This window comes from Aquiflexum sp., from assembly GCF_977115555.1.
The window spans coordinates 1-16,108 of sequence record NZ_CDSBKL010000055.1 but is presented as its reverse complement, the minus strand read 5'-3'; the positions used below and the strand labels follow the sequence as shown (position 1 = coordinate 16,108).

Annotated in this window: 16 protein-coding genes and 1 tRNA gene; 9 read left to right on the top strand and 8 right to left on the bottom strand. The window is 41.1% G+C overall.

The genetic code is table 11. The annotated features are described in order from the left end of the window. A partial coding sequence (locus tag ACZFYI_RS05605) for a YCF48-related protein (RefSeq protein WP_462523135.1) occupies positions 1–2,769 on the bottom strand: 2,769 nt, incomplete at its 3' end. Positions 2,770–2,946: 177 nt separating this feature from the next. On the opposite strand from ACZFYI_RS05605, the gene ACZFYI_RS05600 reads away from it, so the two are divergent. The 3 genes from ACZFYI_RS05600 to ACZFYI_RS05590 are packed head-to-tail and all read left to right on the top strand — an operon-like array spanning position 2,947 to position 4,495. Continuing rightward, on the top strand, positions 2,947–3,600 hold the full coding sequence (locus ACZFYI_RS05600) for a Tll0287-like domain-containing protein (protein ID WP_462523134.1): 654 nt from the start codon (positions 2,947–2,949) through the stop codon (positions 3,598–3,600). A gap of 5 nt (positions 3,601–3,605) precedes the next feature. Beyond that, positions 3,606–3,758 (top strand): hypothetical protein, encoded by a 153-nt coding sequence (locus tag ACZFYI_RS05595; protein ID WP_462523133.1) that lies wholly within the window; start codon positions 3,606–3,608, stop codon positions 3,756–3,758. A 47-nt stretch (positions 3,759–3,805) separates the two neighbouring features. Continuing rightward, positions 3,806–4,495, top strand: a complete 690-nt coding sequence (locus tag ACZFYI_RS05590) for an NAD(P)H-dependent oxidoreductase (RefSeq protein ID WP_462523132.1) — start codon at positions 3,806–3,808, stop codon at positions 4,493–4,495. A 161-nt stretch (positions 4,496–4,656) separates the two neighbouring features. Here the strand turns inward: ACZFYI_RS05590 and ACZFYI_RS05585 are convergent. Continuing rightward, positions 4,657–4,729 (bottom strand) — tRNA-Met (locus ACZFYI_RS05585). A 115-nt stretch (positions 4,730–4,844) separates the two neighbouring features. Here ACZFYI_RS05585 and era point away from each other — a divergent pair. From era to ACZFYI_RS05565, 4 genes are all read left to right on the top strand, one after another. Continuing rightward, on the top strand, positions 4,845–5,735 hold the full coding sequence (gene era / locus ACZFYI_RS05580; RefSeq protein ID WP_462523131.1) for a GTPase Era: 891 nt from the start codon (positions 4,845–4,847) through the stop codon (positions 5,733–5,735). 12 nt (positions 5,736–5,747) lie between these two features. Continuing rightward, positions 5,748–7,061, top strand: a complete 1,314-nt coding sequence (der, locus tag ACZFYI_RS05575) for a ribosome biogenesis GTPase Der (protein WP_462523130.1) — start codon at positions 5,748–5,750, stop codon at positions 7,059–7,061. A gap of 82 nt (positions 7,062–7,143) precedes the next feature. After that, a complete protein-coding gene (locus ACZFYI_RS05570; protein WP_462523129.1) occupies positions 7,144–7,359 on the top strand; it encodes a hypothetical protein in 216 nt (71 codons plus the stop codon). A 71-nt stretch (positions 7,360–7,430) separates the two neighbouring features. After that, on the top strand, positions 7,431–8,057 hold the full coding sequence (locus ACZFYI_RS05565; protein WP_462523128.1) for a SprT-like domain-containing protein: 627 nt from the start codon (positions 7,431–7,433) through the stop codon (positions 8,055–8,057). Here the strand turns inward: ACZFYI_RS05565 and scpB are convergent. From scpB to ACZFYI_RS05540, 5 genes are all read right to left on the bottom strand, one after another. Then, positions 8,054–8,614, bottom strand: coding sequence for an SMC-Scp complex subunit ScpB (gene scpB / locus ACZFYI_RS05560; RefSeq protein ID WP_462523127.1), 561 nt, complete (start codon positions 8,612–8,614; stop codon positions 8,054–8,056). The genes ACZFYI_RS05565 and scpB overlap by 4 nt on opposite strands. Continuing rightward, positions 8,615–8,998, bottom strand: a complete 384-nt coding sequence (locus ACZFYI_RS05555) for a TraR/DksA family transcriptional regulator (protein WP_462523126.1) — start codon at positions 8,996–8,998, stop codon at positions 8,615–8,617. It lies immediately after the preceding gene. A gap of 111 nt (positions 8,999–9,109) precedes the next feature. Then, on the bottom strand, positions 9,110–9,265 hold the full coding sequence (locus tag ACZFYI_RS05550; protein ID WP_462523125.1) for a hypothetical protein: 156 nt from the start codon (positions 9,263–9,265) through the stop codon (positions 9,110–9,112). A gap of 62 nt (positions 9,266–9,327) precedes the next feature. Continuing rightward, a complete protein-coding gene (locus ACZFYI_RS05545; protein ID WP_462523124.1) occupies positions 9,328–12,069 on the bottom strand; it encodes a lamin tail domain-containing protein in 2,742 nt (913 codons plus the stop codon). Next, positions 12,066–12,659 (bottom strand): hypothetical protein, encoded by a 594-nt coding sequence (locus ACZFYI_RS05540; protein WP_462523123.1) that lies wholly within the window; start codon positions 12,657–12,659, stop codon positions 12,066–12,068. The genes ACZFYI_RS05545 and ACZFYI_RS05540 overlap by 4 nt, the downstream gene beginning before the upstream one ends. Before the next feature lie 186 nt (positions 12,660–12,845). Between ACZFYI_RS05540 and ACZFYI_RS05535 the strand changes: the two genes are divergently transcribed. Together ACZFYI_RS05535 and ACZFYI_RS05530 are read left to right on the top strand one after the other, a co-directional pair. Further along, positions 12,846–13,835 carry an aspartate-semialdehyde dehydrogenase gene (locus ACZFYI_RS05535; protein ID WP_462523122.1) on the top strand — a complete coding sequence of 330 codons (990 nt, stop codon included), beginning with the start codon at positions 12,846–12,848 and terminating at the stop codon, positions 13,833–13,835. A gap of 61 nt (positions 13,836–13,896) precedes the next feature. Then, a complete protein-coding gene (locus tag ACZFYI_RS05530; RefSeq protein WP_462523121.1) occupies positions 13,897–15,084 on the top strand; it encodes a THUMP-like domain-containing protein in 1,188 nt (395 codons plus the stop codon). Positions 15,085–15,338: 254 nt separating this feature from the next. Here the strand turns inward: ACZFYI_RS05530 and ACZFYI_RS05525 are convergent, their stop codons facing one another. Beyond that, the gene (locus ACZFYI_RS05525) at positions 15,339–15,860 is read right to left on the bottom strand and encodes a transposase (RefSeq protein WP_462523120.1); all 522 of its coding nucleotides are present in this window, start codon (positions 15,858–15,860) and stop codon (positions 15,339–15,341) included. Positions 15,861–16,108: the final 248 nt, after the last annotated feature.

The following is a 16,108-nucleotide window of genomic DNA, read 5'->3' as shown; positions in this document are numbered from 1 at the left end:
CCGGCTTCTGACTGTGACAATATACAAACCCTTGGGAAGGGCTCTAAAAACCACCCTCTCAACTCCGATTTCCGGCTTGGTCTCCTGCATTTCATGGCCCATAATGTCAGTGATTTTTATCAGATTGACTCCATTGATGCCTTCAAAGGAAACCCAAACATCCCCTTGGGATGGATTTGGAAACACATTGGTTTTGCCATTGGAAGGTTCTGAACCAATACTCGTGATGAAATTCACATTCACATCAAGTGTGGTTTCTGGCCCTGAATTACAACTGTTCATCGCCCTTACGGAAACTGTAAAATCCCCTTGTTTTTCCCATAAAACCGTAATTTTATTCGTCCCCTGACCTGAGACAATTTTGGCAGCATTGTTACTGATTTGCCATTGGAAATTGACATCGAGAACATTGGTGACTTCATAGACTTCCTCAGTCAAGCCGACTCTTTCCGGTCCGGATATTTCAGAGGTTTGGCTTGGCGGAGAAATTACCTGTATGACTTTGGAAAAGAAAGTCCCCTCCCCGCAAGGATTGGTTGGCTTGATCTTCAATTCATTTTGTCCACCTTTTGTCCATTGGACCTTTACCTTCGAGGTCCCTTGTCCTTCCGTAATCACTCCTCCGGTGAGTTCCCAAATGAAAACAGTCCCAGGAACATCATTGACTTGGTACTCAACAAAACTTTCAAAACAGGCTACGCCTTCGCCCTGGATTTCGTTAATATTTTTAGGAGTGGTGGAAACCAAGACTTCAAGCCCGATAGTCCCTCCATTACCACAGTTATTCTTTCCTCTGACCAAAACTGCGTTTCTTCCGGGAGTATCCCAACGGACCACAATCCTGCTTGTTCCCTGACCTTCCAAAATAGTCCCTCCATCGACACGCCATTCAAAAACAGCATCGGCATCGGTATTTTGTACCTGGTAAACTTGTTGACTGACGCAGATATTGTTTTCTCCAAAAATGACAGTCGGCGTTTCAGGAACCTGACAGCTGTAATTGAACAATGACCCGTTTTCCCCCACAGCAAAGCCACTACTCAAACTTCCAAAACTTATCCCGGAAAAGTCCTGGAACGTGCCTGTAGGAAGGACACTCCAAGTCAAGCCTCCATCGCGTGTCATCATCATCAAACCTTTCTCCCCTGCTACAAATCCTATGGATTCATCCAAAAATTCGACAGAAGCAAGATTTTTTGACTCATTCAAATTGATTTTGGACCATGAAACCCCACGGTCCACTGTCTTCAATATGGTGCCGTTATTACCTACCACTACGGCAGTATTGATATCTAAAGTATCCAAATCCAACAAGTCTTCTGTTGTGGGAACATTTATTTTCTGCCACTGCATCCCGTCCTCTGTTCTTGCCAAAAACCCGTTTTGGCCGATGACCAAACCCATGAGATTATCAAAAAATACCAATTCCCGAAGCGTCTCAGTTGTACCGCCTACCGAAATTTTCTCCCAAGAAACCCCCGAATCTATTGTCTTTGCCATGAATCCATTTTCCCCTACAGCAAATCCTGTACTGTTGCTGAAAAAATGCAATCCATAAATGGTGGTTTCTACAGGTGGATTTAGGGAAGTCCAGTTTGATCCGGAATTGGCAGTTCTAAGCGCCACCCCATTATCTCCGGCGATATACCCGAAAGCATTTGTAGTAAAAGCCAAGTCATGAAAGGCTCCGGAAACAGGTCTGGATCTATTGATTAGTGAAGTTCCTCCATTGGAAGTTACCAAAAACAAACCCCTGTCCCCAACAATATACCCGAGCGTTGCCGTCCTAAACTGTGTCGCTCTATAATTTACATCCAATCCCGATTGTCTGACCGACCAATTTGCGCCTGAGTTGACTGATGAAATGATGGTACCGTTGGTTCCAACTCCAAATATTACATTGGATGTTTTTCTGAAACTCGCTCCAAAATACGTTTGGGTATTAGAAAGATTGATGCCATCGAATGTCGTTCCTCCATTGGTGGTCCTTAAGACTGTTCCGTTTTCTCCCAAAACAACCCCAAAATTTGGGTTGGATCTGTTAAATGACATGGCAGTCAGGTGGCGTTCGGTACCGCTTGTTACAACAGTCCAAGTTGTACCGGCATCTGCTGTTTTAATGATCGTCCCATTTTGTCCAACAGAAAATCCTGTCTTTCCAGAGGTAAAATAAATATCATTGAGTGGGTTGGATTGCCCGGTAGTTTGAATAGACCAATTATTCCCGGAATTGAAAGTCCTGATAACCTTGCCGTCTGCAGTGGCCACGTATCCTGTATCCTGATTTGCAAAAAACAATCGGTTAAGGTCAACTGTAGTCCCAACAGATTGCTTTGCCCAGCTCTGACCTCCATTGGTAGAACGGTAGACTTCCCCTCCCTCACCCACAGCATAAGCACGGGTTTGGGTTAAGAATTTTACACTCTTCAGCGTTTTGTCGGTACCGACATTGATCAGTTGCCAGTTGCTACCCCCATCAGTAGTCCGGTAAATTTCTCCCACCTCACCGGCCATCAGTCCAAGGTTTTCATCAAAAAAATCAACAGCCCACATTTGGTTTTTACTGGGGGCTTCCTGTTCTGCCCAGCTGAGGCCGCCGTCTATGGTTTTTAAAATAACTTCGTTGCCTGCAACATATCCTGTTTCCTCGGTTGCCCAAAAAATTCCAGTCAATTGGTTGCCACGGCTACCTACTCTCTTCCATGTCTGTGAATGAGCAAAAGAATGAATAAGTATAAAAATCAGAAGAGTTATTAAGCGTTTTGTCATCAATTTAGGTGATTCAAGAGACACAAAAATAGGAGATAAAACCAAAAATGAAAGGTTTCGGAATGGGTGGAGGGAGATGAAACCTGTCTATTTAGTAGGTTTGAGGCACAAACAACAATAAACTTTTTACTAACTCATCTTTTAACCTTATTTTTATACTTGAGATTTAAAAAAAAAATGAAAAAAATATTCGAGTTTTTGTTGATGATTACCCTTTTATCTTCCTGTGGATCAAATGAAAGGGTAAGTAAAGAGGTTTTTGAGGAAGTGAACAAAAGCATGGAAGTCAAAAAACTCAATGAGGCGGACATCATTCAGGCTGGCATGAAATGGGGAGATGAAATCAGCACTGAAGCACAACAACAACTGATCAATGCCTTACAAAAAGCAATTGAGGAAAAAGGAGTTCCGGGTGCCATCGAATTCTGTAAGGTACAGGCCCTTCCTATTCTTCAATCCGTCAGTGAGAAACATGGAGTAAGCATCCGACGGGCATCAAACAGGTACCGTAACCCACAAGACAAACCGACTGAAGAGGAAAAAGGGATTTTGGAGGCCTATGAATACAATATTGAAAATGAGCTTCCCCTTGATCCAAGTATACAGAAGTTTGAAAACGGGGAGGTATATTTATACACCAAAGCCATTAAAATCCCGAATGCGATGTGTCTGAGTTGTCATGGGCAGCCCGGAACCGACATCAGTCCTGAAACCCAGAAAGCACTTTCAGATTTGTATCCACAGGACAATGCCATTGGCCACAAAATCGGTGACTTGAGAGGCATGTGGAGCATCCGGATTCCAAAGAAAGAAGTTGTCAATAAAATGTAATTGTCTTGGGCTTAGCGGCTTTTTTGCCGGTAGGGCAATATTCTGCTTTAGGGGGGATGGGAGACAGGAGACGGGTTTTGAAAGTAAGAAGTATGAAGTCAGAAGTAGGAAGTCTGATTTACGCCGCCTTCCGGAGGGCAAGGATGTACCGGATATAAAGGTCACAACCCTAGTATTTATCCATAAAAACTTATAATCCTTCACCATGAAAAAATTCCAAAATTTCTCATTTTTTAAAAAATTGACTGTTCTCTTTCTTTTGACTTTCATTTTTGGCTTTCATGATTTATTTGCCAAAGAAGAAAAACAGCGGGTCTTGATTATTCTCGCCCATCCCAATCCGGGAAGTTTCAACCACGCGATTTCCAAAACTGTGGAAGAAAGGTTGGTTCAAGAAGGGCATGTAGTCCGAGTCAGGGATTTATATCAATTGGGTTTTGAGCCACTGCTTTCACTTGAGGAATGGAAAAGGTATGAATCCCAAGCAGGTGATACCCCTGCCGATGTCCAAGCGGAACAGGCCGAAATCCAATGGGCAAACCACCTGATTCTGATCTATCCGACATGGTGGTGGTCACCACCAGCGATGATGAAAGGCTATTTGGACAGGGTATTTACGCCGGTTTTTGCCTTTGAAGCCGATGTGGAAGGTATCAAGGGAAAGCTGAAAGACAAAAAAGTCAGCATCATTCAGACCACCGGGGCCGAGGAATCATTTATCAAAGAAAATGGCATGGATGACTCGGTCAAGAAGTTGATGGGAATTGGAATTTTTGGATTCTGTGGCATGCAGGTCGCCAACCATGAGTTCCTGATGGGCATATCAGGCAAATCTTACGATGAACTCAAGGTTGTACTTACAGAGGTAGATGCGATGGTGAGTGGGTGGTTTTAAATAGTTCATAGTCGACAGTCCATAGTCCATAGCGGCTACAATTGTAATCAGTCCAGGTTAGTCATTCAAGCCATTAAGGAGAAATATGCGCTTACCATTTCTTTCCAAATTCAATCACTTTAAAGCATAAAAAAAACCAAGCATTTCTGCTTGGTTCTGAGTAGCGGGAACAGGACTCGAACCTGTGACCTTCGGGTTATGAGCCCGACGAGCTACCAACTGCTCCATCCCGCGATATATGTTTTTCTTAGAGAAATCTATGTGAAAACAGCCTTTCGCCGTAATTGTGGTACAAAGGTAAGGACATATTCTCTAAAATCAAGTACCTTTGCAGAAAAAAATTATTGTCATGACCGAAAACACACACAAAGCAGGCTTTGTAAATATCATTGGAAAACCCAATGTAGGCAAATCCACGCTTATGAATGTACTTATCGGTGAGCGACTTTCGATCATCTCTTCCAAGGCACAGACTACCCGTCACCGGATTATGGGACTCATCAATGACGAAAACTATCAGATCGTTTTTTCTGATACTCCCGGCATGTTGAAGCCCAAATACGAGCTTCACAAAAGCATGATGAGTTTTGTACACATGTCATTGGAAGACGCAGATGTGATTCTTTTCGTAACCGATCTATATGAAACCGACGAGGAAATAGAAGACGTAATTGAAAAGATCAACCATTCCGGAGTTCCTATACTTCTTGTCATCAACAAAATTGACCTTTCTAAAGAAGGGCAGCTTGAAGAGGTCACAGCCTATTGGACCCAAAGAATCAAAGCAGATACCGTGATTCCGATTTCTGCCACCGAAAGTTTCAACACCGAGCGCATTCTTCAGGAAATCCTAGACAGGATTCCAATTCACGCAGCCTTTTATGATAAGGACGAACTTACCGACAAGCCGGAGCGTTTCTTCGCTTCTGAAATCATCCGTGAGAAAATCTTCATCAACTACAAAAAGGAAATCCCTTACAGCACAGAGGTTTCCATTGAGGATTTTTTCGAAGAAGAAAATATCATCCGCATCAGGGCAGTCATCTATGTAGAGCGGGACAGTCAAAAAGGCATCATCATAGGCGAAGGCGGCAAAGCACTCAAAAGAGTCGGTACCCAAGCGAGGCACGAAATGGAAAAATTCTTTGGTAAAAAAATCTTCCTCGAAACCTTCGTCAAGGTAGAGGATGACTGGAGAAAGGATAAAAATAAATTGAGAAAATTTGGTTACGACCAATAAGAAAATAATAAAATGGCAAATATAGTAGCAATAGTTGGGCGGCCGAATGTAGGCAAATCTACCTTTTTCAATAGGTTGGTAGAAGAGCGAAAAGCCATTGAGGATAATGTCAGCGGGGTGACACGAGACAGGCATTATGGTCATGCACAGTGGGGCGGGAAATTCTTTTCGGTCATTGATACAGGTGGATATGTGATCGGTTCGGATGATGTCTTCGAAGCTGAGATCAGAAAACAAGTAAAATTGGCTATAGAAGAAGCCAATGTGATCCTATTTGTGGTAGACTGCTTGGATGGTTTGACAGATTTGGACAAGGATTTTGCGGCGGAGCTCCGTGCTTCCAAGAAGCCCATCTATATCGTAGCAAACAAAGCTGACAGTCCGGAAAAATCCATGTTGGCCGCGGAATTCTATGGTTTGGGATTGGGAGACAATGATGTATTTCCAATCGCTGCAGTCAGTGGAAGCGGTACCGGTGATCTTTTGGATGAAGTCATCAAACACTTTCCCGACGAAGGTGAAGAAGATCCAGATGCGGGAATTCCCAAAATCGCCATATTGGGAAGGCCAAATGTTGGCAAATCATCTTTTCTGAACGCCCTGTTGGGACAGGAAAGATCGATAGTAACCAATGAAGCGGGTACTACAAGGGATTCTATCCATACAAGATACAAACTATTCGGTCAGGATTTTATCATCACAGATACAGCAGGAATCAGGAAAAAAGCAAAGGTGAAGGAAGACATTGAGTTTTATTCAGTGATGCGTTCTTTGAGAACCTTGGAAGAATCCGATGTGTTGATCATCATCATTGATGCTACTAGAGGATTGGAAGCGCAGGATGTCAACCTGATTTCCTTGGGGATCAAAAACAACAAAGGAATTGTCATCATGGTCAACAAATGGGATCTGATCGAAAAAGACCACAAGACCATGGACAAGATCAAAAAAGAAATGTTGGAAAAGTTGGGTGAAAACAAGTGGATTCCGATCATTTTCACCTCTGTGGAAGAAAAACAAAGGATCATGCAGGCTATTGAACTGGCAGTCAAAGTCTATGAGAACAAGACCAAAAAGGTGACTACCTCAAAACTGAATGACATTATGCTTCCGGAAATTGAAAAATATCCGCCTCCTGCATGGAAAGGAAAATACATCAAGATCAAGTACATCACTCAGCTTCCGACCAAAAATCCGGTCTTTGCATTCTTCTGTAACCTGCCACAGTACATCAAAGATCCCTATAACAGGTATCTGGAAAACAGGATCCGTGAGAATTTTGATTTTGAAGGAGTTCCTATCAAGATTACATACAAAAAGAAATAAAATTAATTTTTGATGAATTGCTTGACAATGGGATAAATGGTATTACCTTTGCGTGCTGATTTAAAAATCCAGACAAAAAATTATGAAAAAGGTATTTGCAATGTTCGCTGTAGCAGGTTTGTTATTCACTGCTTCTTGCGGAAACAAAGAAGTTACAGAAGAGTCTACTGAAGAAGTAGAAGTTGTCATCGAAGAGACTGAAGAAGCTGTTGAAGAGACAGTTGAAGAAGCTACTGAAGAAGTAGAAGGTGCAGTTGAAGGTGCTACTGAAGAAGTTAAAGAAGTTGTTGAAGGTTAATTTCTTCCAACTCACAAGAAAGTCCCGCAGAAATGTGGGACTTTTTTTTTGCATTGTCTTATATTCAAGCCATGAATCATGAGTTGAAATTTTTGGAAACCTTTAAAAAACATGTTCCCCTGTCCGCAGCGGAATATTGTTGGAGTCTGTGGAAGGAACTGCCCTTTAATTTTTATATCACCAAGACCCGACAAACCAAGCTTGGGGACTTCCGGTACCGCAGAGATCAAAAAATCCAAACCATCACCATCAACCATGACCTAAATCCCTACCAATTTTTGATCACCTATGTCCACGAAGTGGCGCATTACAGGGCTTTTGAAAAGTTTGGACTGAATATCAAACCTCATGGCCAAGAATGGAAATCTACTTTCAGGGATCTGATTTCACCGCTTTTGATTGATCAGGTTTTCCCAAAAGACATCTTGATTCCTCTCAAAAGGCATTTTGTAAACCCCAAGGCAAGTTCCGGAGCCGATCTTTTTTTGAGTAAGTCCATCAAGAGGTATGATGAAAAAAAAGCTTTTGACGTATCTCTATTGGCTGACCTGATACCGGGATCGATTTTTGAACTGCAAGGAAGGGCTTTCAAAAAAGAACTGACTAGAAGAACGCGGGTACTTTGCCAAGAAGTGGATACCGGAAAGAAATACTTGATCTCTGCACATGCAGAGGTAAAAAAAATCGACAAGGATTAGGCTTTCTCTTCTCCGATCTGATTTTCCTCTTGGGAAAAATCCTTTGGCTGCGGAAGATCAGTAATGGAATTAATCCCAAAATATTCCATGAATTTTTCGCTCGTTCCGTAGAGAATGGGCCTCCCCACACTATCAGATTTGCCTTTGATGGAGACAAGTTCTTTCTCCAAAAGCTTTTGGATCGAATAATCACAATTCACACCCCGGATATGTTCGATTTCTGTCTTGGTCACAGGCTGCTTATAGGCGATGATGGAAAGTGTCTCAAGTTGGGCAGTGGATAACCTTTTGTGGGACTGTTGCTTGAGGAGTATGGAAATACTTGCTTGGTAAGCCGGCTTTGTCAAAAACTGATACCCTCCTGCAAGGTTTTCCAAAGCAAAGGAGAAGTCCTCATGGTTGTATTTAATTTGCAAAGCATCAATCGCTTCCAAAATATGGGCAACAGGAACTTCTGATTCAAACATCTCCGTCAGGCATTTTTGAATCTCTTCAATACCCAACGGAGACGGTGAACAGAAAATCAACGCTTCAATATGCCTTGGTAAAAAATCCAATTATTTTTTGGCAAGCTTTGCTTCTATGGAATGCATGGTGTGGGGTACTGCCCTAAGACGCTCTTTTGAAATCAATTTTCCGGTATCAACACAAACCCCGTAGGTTCCGTTTTTGATCCTGATCAAGGCATTTTCCAAATTGATGATGAATTTTTGCTGTCTCGCTGCCAGTTGACTCATACTTTCTCTTTCCAAAGTATCTGCTCCGTCCTCCAGAAGTTTTGAGGTTGAGGCTGTAAAATCAGTACCGCTGTCATTTTTTTTACTTAAGGTCTCTTTAAGAATCATTAATTCTTCTTTGGCAATAGCGACCTTTTTTAAAATAATATCTTCGAATTCCTTCAATTCTTCAGGAGAATATGCGGTCTTTCCTTCTTGATTCATAACTTTCTCTTTTTGATTTTTCTACAAACCGATATGGGATGATTGAAAAGTTCTCTAAAATACACTTACCTATTTAAAATCAAAAATTATAAAAATTATATCACCTTTTTTTTATTGGGAGAGGAGACTTTGTAACCTTTTTTCCAACAGCTTTTCATCCAAATAGAGTCGGTACTTAATATTGAGATAGCGTTGGATGGTTTTCAGGCTTTTGCCCTTTTGGATAAAATAAGTTTTCAATGTTTGGGATACGAGGTCAGGCTTCATAGGGAGAGGTTATTTTGGATGCTTCTAAATTACTGATTTTGTGGAATTAATCACGACAAGAACTAGAATTTTGTCCCGACAATTACTGTTTTTTTGATTTGATCCACTTTCCCCTGAAGGTCAAATATTTCAACCCATACGATATAAATACCGGGTCTGACTTTGGCTCCACTCGTATGCGTCCCGTCCCAAAGGTAAAAACCTTCATTTCCCCACACAGCATTTTGACATAGCTCACGGATCAGGGTGCCATCAACACCAAATATCCTGATTGTTGCCAACTTTCCGGGTTGATCGGATTTGTAGGAAATGGTGGTGTAAGGCTGCGTTCCGGGCAGATCAGGAACAAAAACCTTGGGGTCGACTTCAATGCCTATCTGAGCGTTTCCTTCATAAACATTTGAGTTTTGGTAGCCCGGCGTTGCAAATCCTTCAGTCGAAGAAGCCGAATGCCAATTGTTCGGGTTATCTATTGGCTGAAAGGGCGAAAGTCTTTCCAAAGAAATTCCTTTGGTTTCTTTTAAAAGCCTGTGGTGCATTTTATCAGTATAGCTAAAAACCTCCGAAATGGATTCATCGGGGTTGAAGAATACCACATTGCCCGAAGAAATGGGATAACTTGGGATGGAAGAAAATTCAATAAATCTTTCTTCCCTGCTTTTTGGATATTCCTGTTTGAGTTTTTCTGCATCAGTCGTAAAAACTAAAAATGAATTTGGACCAAGGATATATTCCTCACTGAACAACACCCGTCTGTTTGCGGGCACATTTTCGTCATTCAGATTCGCCAGTTTCCAATCTTTCAGATTGATGAATTTTTGGGAGGTATTGTAGATTTCAACAAACTTTGGAGCGCCGGTTCGGGGATTAAACAGCACTTCATTCAGGACAATATCGCCTGCTTGTGCGACCGAAGGAATGACAAAAAATACCGTTTGGTTTGATTCAAAGAGATTTCCGGTACAGTCTCTTAGATTGGATACTTTAGATTCATAGAAAACCCCCTCCTGTATGTTTTGCTCAAACTCCAGAACCAATTCATTTGGATTATCCCCAATTTTGATACTTTGTATAGAAAGGGAAGGCTGAAATTCGAATGCAGTCTGACTTGTGTTTTGATTCAGAATTTTGGAAAAAACAAGAACCACTTTTTTTTCTCCGGTTACTGTTGACTTTACAAATTGAAGCGGAACCAAATCGGGTATTTGTTCGAAAACAGAATTTTGTTTTCCGGGCGTCCCTCTTTTTGGGTCTATCGAAGTCCTGAGATTGGTACTGATATTACAATCCAAAAATGGATTGACGATTTCAAGGCTATACCCACCCTGCGCAAAAGTACTTCCCCCAAATGTGGCTGTGACGTAAGCAATGCTGTCTATGGGAAGGTTTTCGGAATCAAGGATTTTAACCTGATCTCCTGAATTCAATAATGTCGGCCAATTTGCCAATCCGAGCACCGCTCCATAGTTTGCAAACTGTGGGGCAGAAGTCCTTGGGGTAAGGATTACATATTCTTCAGGTTCTAGAAGGTAAGGAGGAAGTGTAGTCTTCCTTTTGGAATTGGCAAGTTGAAGTCCTCCGATATATATCGGAAGCTCACCCGGATTGAAAAGCTCAACATATTCCACATTTGGGAGCGAATTACCAGACCGAGGTGCGGGCATGATTTCATTGATGATCAGATCTTTGAACTTCAATTTTGGCTGCGAAACAAATTGAAAAGAAAAAGATTGGCTTCCTAAGAAGTTACCATTGATATCAGCCAAACCCTCTACCTGAAGTAAATATTCTTTTCCTGATTCAAAGCCAAAATCCCATTCCAGTAAAACCTGAGTTCCATTTTGTTGTAAAACCACCGTACTTGGATTTCTTTCTAAGATGGAATAATTGGAAAGTACAGCAGTAAAAACCAGGTCTAAAGGCTCCGAGAAAACCGCCAAGATCTTGTCTGAAGACAAGGGTATCACATTAACCAATGCCGGAGGAGTAATGTCCCAAACAAAATCCCTCGAGGATCCTGGAATAGGATAGCCTCTATCAGTCCTCCTAGAAGGCAGTATCAAAGCATAAACAAAACTTTCTTCAAAAGTCTGATTGCTTTTTAATTCAATCAAATTTGGCTTAGGAAAAGCAGTCTCAAAAATAAACTCAGGCCTTTCCTCTATTTCAAATTTCAATTCCTCCTGATTCAAGGCCATACTATGGGCAATATTTATGGTTTGGCTATTGCTCAAAAAAACCTCCTCTACAAAATCCTCATAGCGTAAAATACCCATGTCAGATTGGGGGTTTTCTGTTCCAGCATTGTTTCGGATATTGGAGACAGAGATCTCGAAGACTTTTCCCAAAGGCAATTCCTCGGAGAGACTCAAAAGAACTTCAAATCCATTGGGCAATAATTCAACATTGAGGGGATTTTTCCCATTAATCATAAAATGCGAAGTCTGACTTACCGAAGCGGGAAGATAGAAGTGACTGAAACTGACTTTCAATTGCTTTGCATTTTCTATTCGGATATCACCGATTTTGATATTGGAATTGTCAAGCTCAAATTCTATCTCCTCGGTATTCCTTCCATTTTTGTCCTGAATATTCTCTAGAAGAATGGGGATTTTTACACTTTCAATCACTGAATTGGAATAAACCACAAAAGAAGAATCTGTATAAAATAATAGCTCCTCGATCAGGTAGGGACCTATGGAAACCTGTTCTGAAGACAGGGAATGTATTTCCCTGTCAAGCCTTACTTCCAAAGAATAAGGAGTTAGCATCTTGGCGCTTTTGATCCGGACAGGATCGATCATCTGATCTCCATCAAAATCCCGAAGTCGTCCATAAAAAACCGGGCAGAGGAACCCGATCCCGAACCGTATTTGACTTCTATTTTGATGATGAGCTCCATTAAATCATAAAACCCTTCAGGAATGGGAATTTCAAAAAGCTGATAATCTGTATTCTGATTGGGAAAGGCTTGGGTACTGCCTACACTCACAGTATTTTGAAAAGGGTCTGAAAGGGATTTTGCAAATGAAATTTCTACTTCTGCCGGTCGGTTTCCTGTTCCGTTTTGTTTGGACTTTGCGAAAAAAGCGATTTTCGGTTCGAACTTTCCCTGTGTATTTGTTTTGATATAAATCAGGCCATTGAATGAGCTGATAGGCTGCACCGCCAATGCCCTGGATCCAAAGCGGCCTTCGCCTGACACTTGAAATACCCTTGCCGCTGTACTTCTTACCTCATTGGCTGACCAATTTTCCAAAAATTCCTCAGGATGACTGACTATATCAAAGCTTTTTTCAAAATCCTGAACCTGAGAAAATACCTTTCCCGATCCGAACATTCCCTGAAAAAGAAAGGTTAAGCATAAAACTTTGACTAAGAATCCAGGCTTCATATGACTAAAAATAAAAAACAGGTTTTAGTCAATCCGATTTGAAACGCTTAAGTTGTATAAATTTCAAAACCAATAAAAAATAAGCGGAATTATTGAATATAAAGCAATTATCTATTGGCTTCATATCATTATTGAAAATTCTTGCCTTACCTTTGCGGTTCAATTTTAAAAACAATCCATAACAAAATGAAACTAGCCGTTGTAGGAGCTACCGGATTGGTAGGCTCAGAAATCCTCGAGGTGCTGGAAGAGCACCAATTTCCATTTGATGAATTACTCCTTGTCGCAAGCGAAAGATCCGCAGGGAAAAAGATGACTTTCAAGGGTAAGGAATACACGGTAATTGGATTGAAACAGGCTGTTTCTGAGAAGCCTGACGTTGCGATCTTTTCTGCAGGTGGAAGTACTTCTTTGGAATGGGCTCCCCAATTCGCTGAAGTAGGAACAATCGTCATCGACAATTCATCTGCTTGGAGAATGGATCCGAGCAAAAAATTGGTTGTCCCTGAAATCAACGCCAAAGATTTGAGAATTGACGACCGCATCATTGCCAATCCAAATTGCTCTACCATTCAGATGGTATTGGCTTTGAATCCTCTGAGGTTGAAATATGGCATCAAAAGAATAGTAGTCTCCACTTACCAATCTGTCACAGGAACAGGCAAAGCCGCTGTCGACCAAATGATGGCCGAGCGCGCCGGAGTTCCTGCAGAAATGGTCTATCCCCATAAAATTGACCTCAATGTATTGCCTCATATAGATGTCTTCCAGCCAAACGGTTATACCAAGGAAGAAATGAAAATGATCAATGAAACCAAAAAGATTTTTGGTGACAACAGTATCCAAGTCACTGCCACCACAGTCAGGATCCCGACGATGGGCGGCCACTCCGAAGCTGTCAACGTGGAGTTCCACAAAGATTTTGATTTGGATGAGGTGAGGGAAATTCTTTCCAATACCCCAGGTGTGATTGTTCAGGATGATCCTTCGAACAATATTTACCCTATGCCATTGACTGCGCATAAAAAAGATGAGGTTTTTGTAGGAAGATTGAGAAGAGACGAATCACAACCCAATACGCTGAACATGTGGATCGTGGCCGATAACCTGAGAAAGGGAGCTGCCACCAATGCCGTTCAGATAGCGGAATACCTGATGGAACACAGCATGGCGTAATTGGATTAATTTCAACCCGTGGTTTTGAGTCATGGTTTGAAATCTTCATTTTTGCTTTAGGATGTCAATTTCAACATATACAGCAGCATTAAAACAATTTGTGCAGGACCACCACTCGGAGGATCCTGCACAATTGCTTTTTGCCTATTCGGGAAAAACTGATTTTGACCTCAAAGCAGCTGTGCAGCAGATTCAGTCACGCCAAAAAGCCAAACACAAAATCCCTTCCTGGACTACCAATCAGGATGTCCTATTTCCTGTCAGCCTTTCTTTGGAGCAGGCTTCCTCAGAGGAAACCGCCAAATTTAAATCCTCCATTGTTAATGGGAAAATCTTCATTGACCTCACAGGGGGATTTGGGGTAGATACTTTTTTCCTTTCTGAGCATTTCCAAAAAGCCGTTTACTGCGAAAGGGATACCGAATTGGCAGCAATCGTCCGGCATAATTTTGACTTACTCAAACCGGGCAAATTCGAAATTGTGGAAGGTGATTCTTTGGAATACCTCTCCAATTCAAATCAGGCCTTTGACCTGACCTATGTTGACCCGGCAAGAAGGGGGGATCACAACCAAAAATTGTACAAATTTGCCGACTGTGAACCTGATATTGTCAGTAACTGGAACTTTCTCCAATCGAAGTCCAAAGCCGTATTGATCAAAGCATCCCCTATGTTGGACATCAAACAGGCATTGGCTGAAATCCCTGAAATTCAGAAAGTATGGGTCATTTCCGTCAAAAACGAGGTGAAAGAGGTTTTGCTGCTTTGGGAAAAAGGGGAAGGATCCAATGAGAGAATTATCCATGCGGTGGATTTGCAGACAAATGGGCCAAAAGAGTTTTCTTTTAGCTATGAAGAAGAGGAATCGAGCGAAAGCATTTTTGGGGAAGTGGAGGCATACCTAATCGAGCCCTATGCTCCGATATTGAAAGCCGGTGCTTTCAGGAGTTTCGGGAAAAGATTCGGCTTAACTAAGCTTCATCCAAATTCGCATTTATACACCTGCAAGGATTTGCCTAATGAAATTCAAGGGAGAGTTTTTGAAGTAATTCGGGAAATCAACAACCCAAAAAAAGACCTGAAGACACTTTTTCCATCAGGAAAAGTCAACGTGATCACCAGAAACTACGCCTTATCAGCCGAGGAACTCAAGAAAAAATACAAGCTTAAAGACGGCGGAAAGGAATTCCTGATCGGGACAAAAGTGGGTGAGAGGTTTGTAATGTTTTTTTGTAGAATAATTTCTTAAAGATCGATGAAAGGAAGTGAGTGAAGACACTCACTTTGGCATTTGAAGAATTTCTCAAGATCGCCGTCGTCAGTGTCCCACTGACGATTTCATTATTTTAATCCTAGCATTTAAAACGGGAAATAGAAGTGAGTGAAGACCCTCACTTTGGCACTTGAACCTCACATTTACTACGATAGGTTCGCCATCGTCAGTGTCTCCACTGACGACCTTTAATTTAAATCCAACATATAGCAAATAAATATTCAATCAGTTTACATCTTTTCCCCCACATGAGTCAAAAAACCAAACTTGTCCACTCCTTTTTCATAAAAGCTATATGAGGAGTATGGATATTTTTCGGGATCATCAACCAACATCCATTTTCCTCGGCAGGGGTTACGATGAATGTAATCCAATTTTTGATAAATTACTGATGGGCTGTATAACTCAATTGGAAGGGAATCTCTTTGCCAAAAACAATAGTCTTTATTTACCTCCTCAACTTTGAATTTGGATAATATTTCAGGGTTACCTACCCTTAGTTCTTTTAAAAAATGATGGCTTGTAAACTTAAGAAAGCTTGCATGAGGCATCTCCTTTCCATTAGGTTCCAACAATTCCCAAATAAGGTGAATATGGTTTGGCATAATCACTAATCCATAGATTTTGATCAGTTCCTTATTTGAAAGATATTTCAAACTTGAAAGGACAATATTTTTGAATTTTTCTTCATTTAAAAGTGGGATCCATTTGTGGATGGTACAAGTAAAGAAGTAAATCTTCTCTAATTCCATAAAAAGCCATTTACCATTTGAGTTGCTCTAATTTAAAAAATTAATTTATCAATGATGTTTTGAGGTAAAAAAAATTTTTTTAATCAAAATTAAAAATCATGATCAACCTATACCTATTGGCAGTTTAGGCGATGGATTTTGGCGAATGTTAGGATTAGTTTTAGCGATGGTTAATCTTGAAAATGGAATTTTATTAGTTGATGAAATTGATACTGCACAGGTTTATAAAGATTTGTCAGATGCTGGTA